Annotated in this window: 4 protein-coding genes; 3 read left to right on the top strand and 1 reads right to left on the bottom strand. The window is 59.4% G+C overall.

What is annotated here, in order from left to right; translation table 11 throughout:
• The first annotated feature begins 46 nt into the window (after positions 1 to 46).
• The gene (locus ACFFAR_RS01740) at positions 47 to 925 is read left to right on the top strand and encodes a LysR substrate-binding domain-containing protein (protein WP_174362174.1); all 879 of its coding nucleotides are present in this window, start codon (positions 47 to 49) and stop codon (positions 923 to 925) included.
• 118 nt (positions 926 to 1,043) lie between these two features.
• Positions 1,044 to 2,663: a tetratricopeptide repeat protein gene (locus tag ACFFAR_RS01745; protein WP_174362175.1), complete on the top strand. Its 1,620-nt coding sequence runs from the start codon at positions 1,044 to 1,046 to the stop codon at positions 2,661 to 2,663.
• Between the two features lie 14 nt (positions 2,664 to 2,677).
• On the opposite strand, the gene ACFFAR_RS01750 is transcribed toward ACFFAR_RS01745, so the two are convergent.
• Positions 2,678 to 4,591 (bottom strand): diguanylate cyclase domain-containing protein, encoded by a 1,914-nt coding sequence (locus ACFFAR_RS01750; RefSeq protein ID WP_174362176.1) that lies wholly within the window; start codon positions 4,589 to 4,591, stop codon positions 2,678 to 2,680.
• Between the two features lie 750 nt (positions 4,592 to 5,341).
• Between ACFFAR_RS01750 and ACFFAR_RS01755 the strand changes: the two genes are divergently transcribed.
• Positions 5,342 to 6,919 (top strand): hypothetical protein, encoded by a 1,578-nt coding sequence (locus tag ACFFAR_RS01755; RefSeq protein ID WP_375507446.1) that lies wholly within the window; start codon positions 5,342 to 5,344, stop codon positions 6,917 to 6,919.
• Positions 6,920 to 7,082: the final 163 nt, after the last annotated feature.

The following is a 7,082-nucleotide window of genomic DNA, read 5'->3' on the forward strand; positions in this document are numbered from 1 at the left end:
AATTCGCATCAAATCAAATTTTTCTCAGCATCTCCGGGTTCCCGCCATGCGCCACAGATTGCCGCCGCTCAACCCGTTGCGCGCATTTGAAGCCACCGCCCGGCATGGCACGGTCGCGGCCGCCGCCGATGAACTCAGCGTCACCGCGAGCGCCGTCAGTCATCAGGTGCGTGTGCTGGAAAGTACGCTGGGCGTCGCCCTGTTCATCCGTTCGAAGGCGCGCGTGAAGCTGACGCCCGCGGGCGAGGCGTTGCTGCAGCCGGTCAAGACCGCGTTCGACATGATCGCGACGGCCGTCGTGAGGCTCGATTCGCCGGCGATCGCGGGGGATCTGGTGGTATCGGCGCCATTGCTGTTTACGTCGCGCTGGCTCGCGCGGCACATCGGCGATTTCCTCGAGCAGTTTCCGGCGGTGAACCTGAAGCTGATTCCGTCGAACGATGACAAGGAAATATATTCCTCCGATGTCGACCTGTGCATTCGCTACGGCGAAGGCCGCTGGCGCGATCGCGACGTCAAGCTCATCACGCATCCGGTCCTGTTCCCCGTGGTGAGCCCCGCGTTGATGAACGGTCCGCGCACGTTGCGCACGGTGCAGGACCTGGCGAACCGGACCTTGTTCTGCGAATACGCCGGTTCATGGACACGATGGCTCGCGGCGGCATCGGCGGACAAACTTGCGGGCTTGCGCATCCTCGAGATCGGCATTGCGCACGTCGGGATCGAAGCGGCCGTGCGAGGGCAGGGCGTGGCGCTGGGCGACAGCGTCTCGGTACGCGACGATCTCGCCGATGGCACCCTGATCCGCCCGTTTCGCATCACTGTGCCGGCGAAGCATGCGTATTATTGGGTGCGTCGAAATGAACTGATGGAGTCGCCGCTGATCGCGGCGTTCATGGCATGGGTGGACGACAAACTGGGGTAGAACGCGGGACTTGTTTCGGCGAATAGCGCGGATTGATCGTCGCAAATCCCTGATTCGCGGCGACAGCATGCGCGGTAAGCTCTGACCGTCGATTCCCACTTTCCGTTCAATGGCAGACATGACCGCAACCGCGCCGCATGGCGTTGTGCTTCAGGCAGACGCGCATCGGCAGAGCGGCCGCTTTGCCGATGCGCTGGCGCTCGTGCAACCCCTGCTCGACTCTTGCGACGCAGGTGCCGATCGCGTGCTGGCACTGGACATCGCGGCGTTCTGTTCGCTCGGCCTGGGCCGGACACTCGACGCGGAAAAATACTGGCGAGTATCGATCGAGATCGCGCCTGACGTGACCGGCGCGTATCAAAACCTGGGTGTGATGTTGAAGGGACTCGGCCGCGTCGCCGAAGCGGAAACGCTGTTTCGCGAGGTGCTGGCAAAAAGCCCCGACACAGCGGAGGCGCGTTTCCACCTTGCCAGCATACTGTTCCGGGAACATCGCTTTGGGGACGCCGAGGCCGAATATCGGCACGTGCTGCGGATCATGCCGGCCGCCGCAGAAGCGCACAACAATCTGGGCAACCTGCTTGAGGTGCTCGATCGCTTTTCAGAAGCCGAATCGCACATCCGGATCGCGTTGTGCCTCAACCCTGACCTTGCGGAAGCGCACTATAACCTCGCCAGTCTGATGCGTCAGGTCCGGCGTCTGGACGAGTCCGAATCGGCTTACCGTCGGGCGCTCGTGCTGCGTCCCGGCTATCGGGACGCGTCACTCGGTCTCTCGACGCTGCTGATGAGCATGGGGCGCTTCGACGAAGGCTGGGAACGCTACGAATCGCGTTACGATTACCCGCTGTTTGTTCATGGTCAGTCGAAGACGATGCTTGGCTGTCAGCAATGGCAAGGCGAGCCGCTCGCCGGCAAGTCGTTGCTGGTCTGGCAGGAAGACGGCCTCGGCGACATGGTTCAGTTCGCCCGGTACCTGCCGATGCTCAAAGCAGCAGGCGCGCGGCACGTCGCGCTTGGGTGCGTGAACGCGTTGCATCGGCTACTTGCAAATGGCAGTGGTGTCGACGCGGTGCTGGATCACGCCACGGCACAGGCGCAATCCGCATCGTTCGATTACTGGACCAGTCTTGTGAGCGCGCCGCTGCATTTCAGGACTACAGTCGAGAGCATTCCTGAGCCGTTGCGTTTGCGTCCGGATCAAGCGCTTATCGATCAATGGCGCCCTCCAATCGCCGCACTGCGCGGTGCCGTCAGGATCGGGCTTGTATGGAAAGGCAACCCGAAGCATCACAACGACGCAAACCGGTCCCTGCCTTCCGTGGCGACGCTTGCGCCCCTCTGGTCCGTGCCCGGCGCCCGTTTCGTGAGTCTGCAAAAAGGACAGGGCGAAGAGGAGGCGGCCCACGCGCCGGAGAATCAGCCGCTGCTGCATCTCGGCTCGGCGGTGACGGATCTCGCGGACAGCGCTGCGGTCATTGCCGAGCTTGATCTTGTGATCTGCGTGGATACGTCGATTGCACACCTTGCGGCTTCGCTGGGCAAGCCGTGCTGGGTCTTGCTGCCCGCTCGCGATGTGGACTGGCGCTGGATGAATGACCGCGATGATTCGCCGTGGTATCCGCAGAACGTGCGCCTCTTCAGGCAAAGAAGCGGGGATCGCGGATGGGCTCGTGTGATCGAACGGATCGTTCCGTCCTTAGCCGCGTTCGTGGGGGCCGCGTCCGTTCCGGACTGACACCAGGTTCCTCTTCAAACGGCCTGCGCGATTTTCGCCGGCAACGGTACCGGGTCTTCGCCCATCTGTTCGATCCGGATATGCGGGTCCCGTGCAAACCGGAAGCCGTTGCGGCCTTTTCGCTTGGCTTCATACATCGCGCCGTCCGCGCTGCTGATGAGTTCATCGGCGGATGCCTGGCGGGCGTCGGTGCACATCGTGATGCCTACGCTCGTACTGATGTCGACGGTGACGCCCGGCAGGACAAACGGACGCGTCAAGGTGCGGCAGATGTCCTGCGCAACCCGGCTGCACGCATTCGCTGTAGCGATTCCCTGGCTCAGGATGATGAATTCGTCGCCGGCGAGGCGGCTGACAACATCGTTCTGGCGAACGACTTTCTTCAATCGCTTGCCCACTTCGATCAGCAATGCATCACCGGCGTCGTGCCCGTAGGTATCGTTGACGGTCTTGAACCCGTCGAGATCGAGAAAGAACAACGCGAACGGGACGGCTTCGCGCTTGCCGTGTTCGACTGCTCGGGCCAGTTCTTCATGCAATGCCCGGCGATTCGGCAGGCCGGTCAACGGGTCAAGCATGGCCTTGGCCAAGAGCACGTTTTCCGCGAGCTTCCGGTCGGTGATGTCCTGGCTCATGATGTAAAAGCCCGCGACCTTGTCGCCGCGAATATCGGGAATGTAGGTCGCACTCCAGATGCGCTCATGCTGCGGCCAATAGCGGACATTGTCGTACGTGACCCGCTCGCCCGCCAGGGCGCGTTCGAAGTACGGACGAAGCTCCTCGAAAAGTGAAGAACCCAGTGTCTCCTCGAGCGATTTCCCGCGCAGGCTGCCCGGCTCCACGCCGAAGACATCGCGATACACGTCGTTGTTGAACTGGTAGCGCAGGTTCGCGTCTACATGGCCGATAAGAATCGGCAGGTTATTGGTGATGGTCTGCAGCGTTTCCCGGCTCTGCGTCAATTCGGCCGTGCGTTCGGTGACGCGCTGCTCGAGCTCGTGCTGATAGTCGCGCAGGAACTTCTCGCTGTCCTTGCGCGCTGAGATGTCCTGGATGACGCTGATGAAGTGCAGCGGCTGACCGGTTTCATCGCGTACGAGCGCCACGCTCAGATCGACCCAGACGATCGTGCCGTCTCGTCGCCTGTAGCGCTTTTCCAGCGAATAGGTCTTCCTTCGGCCGAACAGCAGATCGGCGACGAGTTGGAGATCCATCGCAAGATCGGCTTCCACCGTAATTTCCGGGAATGTCAGGCTGAGGAGCTGTTCGGCGCTATAGCCGGTAATTTCGCAAAGTTTTGAATTGACATCGATAAACCGGCCGCTCAGATCGACGATGGCCTTTCCGGTTGGCGTCTGCCTGAAAATGGTCTCGAAGCGAGATGCGCTCAGCGCGAGATTACGGCGGTCGAATTCCTGCACGGCCCGGCCAACCCGCGCGGTTTCCTTGTGCAGCAATTCTCTTTCAACGGTGCGCGCCAGGTCGTGCAACGCGCTGATGGCGGAGCCGCTGAGCGTGCGGGGTTTTGTATCGATCACGCATAGCGTGCCGAGCACGAGACCTTCCGCGGAACGCAGCGGAATGCCCGCATAAAAGCGGATGAACGGTGCGCCAGTGACCAGCGGGTTGTCTGCAAAGCGGGCATCTTCGAGCGCATCCTCCACCAGCAGGATCTTGTCGATATCCAGCGCATGCGCGCAAAAGGCGAGGTCGCGGCTGGTTTCGCAAACGTCGAGGCCTACTCGCGATTTAAACCACTGACGGTATTCATCGACCAGGGAGATCAGGGCGATCGGCACCTGCAGCATCTCGGCAGCGATCCGGGTGATGCGGTCAAAGGCTTCGTCAGCGGGTGTATCGAGGACGTCCAGCCCTTGTAAGAGGCGTAGTCGAGCTGCTTCGTTTGCGGGCACAGGCGCTTTCGACATATACCTTTTAGTGGTGGAAGCTGGTTATCAGTTAATTCGTAGTATCGACTCCTGAGGCCACAACTTTAGTCATGCCCCAATTTAAATCTCCAACTTTTCCGTTCTGATAACGAAAAATTTACCGGCTGGACATGGAGGCAATATTTCTCCTGTGCACTCGATTGTCGAAAAGCGTTCCACGGTAAGTGTCCTGCCCGAAACAACAATTCGATATGCACAGATTTGCGATATAAACATTCCTCTGATGAGAACGGCAGATCAGCGCGTCGCTGCAAACGGCCAATTTCCGAAAAATTCTGGCTTTTTTCATCTGATGTAACCAAATGTATTTGATTTTCATCTGGCTCGCGTATCATTTACTCATACTAAAGTGGGTATGTATCTTTTACCGTTTTGGAAATGTTGAATCAGGGAGCTTTACGTCGGGGTCCTTTGGTATTTTTGATCCGTCACGGCGACATGTTTAACCGTCGCGTTCTGGCACCGATTAGCCAAACGTTTGCTTCGGACGCGAAAACGTCGTACCGAACTGAATAAACGGTTCAAGTTTCATGTTTTCCTACCGTTAATTCAATTGCGTGCATTAGATATCCTAAACAAACCTTCATGAAGGAATGACCTCCTCAAGAAATTAGGATCACAAAGTAAACCTAGCAAGGGCCGTTCATCGGCGGCCTTTCTCGTTCGCATTGCACAAAAACTGACCAAACTTTTTTATGCCGGACTTCGCCCGGCAGGGGAAAACTCGCCATGTTGAAACGACGTCAATTTCTTGGTGGCCTTGCGGCCTTCAGTAGCAGCTATTTGTTGGCCGCATGCGGTGGCGGCTCGGGCGCAAGCAGTACCGGCGCCGCTGTGAGCGCTGCAGCGAATGTCCAGGCATTGCAGAACGCGGCCATCGGGGGGGCATCGACTAATGGAGCGACAATACCTCCGGCGGCCTCCTTGACCGACAGCAACGGTGCCGTCTGGACGCTGTCCGGCGGCGTGGTGTACAAGAATGGCGCGGTCGCCGGCGTCAACTACAACGTATCGCTGGTACTGTGGTTCAGCAACACCATCTATCACGAGAATTCTTCCGGAAAGTTCTATGCGTGGTCAGGTTCGGGCTGGTCCGCTTGTCTTGATCCGCGCTCTGCGAGAGGCACCTCGCCCAACGGTACGACCATCCCGACCGGCACGTATATCAACGACGCAGTCGGCAGACAGTGGACAGTCACGAACGGCGTGATTTACCGCGACGGCGTGGTGGCCGGCATCAACTATGGCGTCGCCTTGCTGCTCTGGTACGGCGGCAATATGTGGCATCAGAACACGAGCGGGCAGTTCTACGTCTGGGCCGACGTGGGCGCCGCAGGCTGGCTGCATGCCACCGACCCTCGCATCGCGACCGCGCCGGTTGCCGGAAATTTCTACGGTATCAACGGGCACTTCGACTACACCTATAGCCCTGAGCAAGTTGTAACGATGCTGAAGGGTTTGGGCATGTCGACCTACCGTGTCGGCGTCAGCGACGACCCCACGCAGCTCAACGCGGTGTCGGCCCTTGCACAAGCTTTCCAGTCGGCCGGCATGACGCTTTTCGTGCTGATCAACCAGGGAATGACCGACGCATCCGGGAACGTGCTGAGCGGCGAGAGCGTCGCTTACAACCAGGCGTACATGGTTGGATCGACCGTTGCGAACAGGCTGAAACAGTACGGTGTGACCATGTACGAATGCGGGAACGAGCTGACCCGCCAGAATTCGACCATTCTGGACTTCAATCAGGCGGGTAATACGGCGGCCGACTTCAACAATGCGAACTGGCCGGCCATGCGAGGTGTGATGCGAGGTATGCTCGATGGCGTGAGGTCGGTTCAGCCGAACGCCAAGTGCGGCATCAATTTTTGCGCCTCCGACATCGGCGCCGCAGACGCCTTGTGGGAAGGCTCGCAACCTGACGGAACCACGGGACATCCGATCGTGCGCTGGGACATCACGACGTGGCACAACTACGAGGTGTACGGTGACATCTTCAACATCGGCACGGACGGCGCGGGCCCGGGCTTCGACTTGCCGACGTACTGCAAGGCCCGGTACGGTGTGCCGTTCATGATCACCGAGTGGAATACGGGTCCTGAGCAAACGCAGGCTTACCGTGCGACCTACATCACAACCCAGTTGACGAACCTGTATCAGGCGCGGAAAACCCACAATATTCAATCGACGATGTATTACGTGCTCGACAGCGGCAACAACACCTTCGGGATCGTTACGGCCGGCGTGAAGTCGATTCTCCCCTACGCGGCCTTTGCAACTTTCATCGCGGCCAACGCCGACGTTTGAACGTTGTTTCTGAAGCACGACTGCCGGGTCGCGTTCCCTGCTTCGGCAGCAGGGAGCGCGACCCGTTTGTGCATTTCCGTTTGGCCGGCCACATATCGCATTGACGCGACAAAGCACAATCACCTGAAGAACGGACGTGTTCCGGCCCGAGCGGAATTCCGGC

Origin of the sequence: uncultured Caballeronia sp., from assembly GCF_964243625.1 — a bacterium.
Taxonomy (GTDB): Bacteria; Pseudomonadota; Gammaproteobacteria; order Burkholderiales; family Burkholderiaceae; genus Caballeronia.